The following is a 665-nucleotide window of genomic DNA, read 5'->3' on the forward strand; positions in this document are numbered from 1 at the left end:
CAGATAGGTGAACTTCCCTAGTACCTGTATGTAGAACGATGTTTTTAACATTGTCGGCGTTCAAGCCCGCGCCTGCCATAATCGAGATTCTGCCGTTAGCAAGTTCAACCATCTCTCTAAGCACCTCTTTTCCTTGGTCAGCATTGGCTGCTAAACCAGAAGTGAGGACGCGTTCACAGCCTAGTGAAATTGCGCCTTCAATCGCTTGTTGCCAGTCACTGCTTTGGTCAATGGCTCGATGGAAGGTGATACCTAAACCATACAATTTGGCTCTGTCAGCAAGTTGCTGAGCCTGCGCCATATTGACTTTGCCATCAGTGTTTAACACGCCAAAAACGACACCTTGCAGGCCTGCTTGTGCGGCAGACTCTATGTCTAACAACATCGAATCAATTTCATCTTGATCATATAAGAAGTCACCTTGCCTTGGTCTTATCATTGCATAGACAGGGATGGGGGAGATCTGCGCAGCTTTGTTCATAAACCCATAGCTCGGGGTTAAGCCGCCAAGTGCTAGAGAAGAACAGAGCTCAATACGGGTTGCCCCACCATTTACGGCGTTATGTAGAGACTCTAGGTTATCGATACAAACTTCAACGTGATACTTCATTGGATAAGCTCAATAAGGAGATGAAATATGTATTTTAGCAGTAGAGGAATAAGAT

At 45.6% G+C, this 665-nt stretch carries 1 protein-coding gene; it reads right to left on the minus strand.

Annotated features, from left to right (window positions below; genetic code table 11):
• Window positions 1-610 (minus strand): copper homeostasis protein CutC (locus QTO00_RS20535; protein ID WP_331426384.1); only part of this gene is annotated, 610 nt, incomplete at its 3' end.
• Window positions 611-665 lie beyond the last annotated feature (55 nt).

Source organism: Vibrio sp. M260118, from assembly GCF_036533755.1.
Taxonomy (GTDB): Bacteria; Pseudomonadota; Gammaproteobacteria; order Enterobacterales; family Vibrionaceae; genus Vibrio.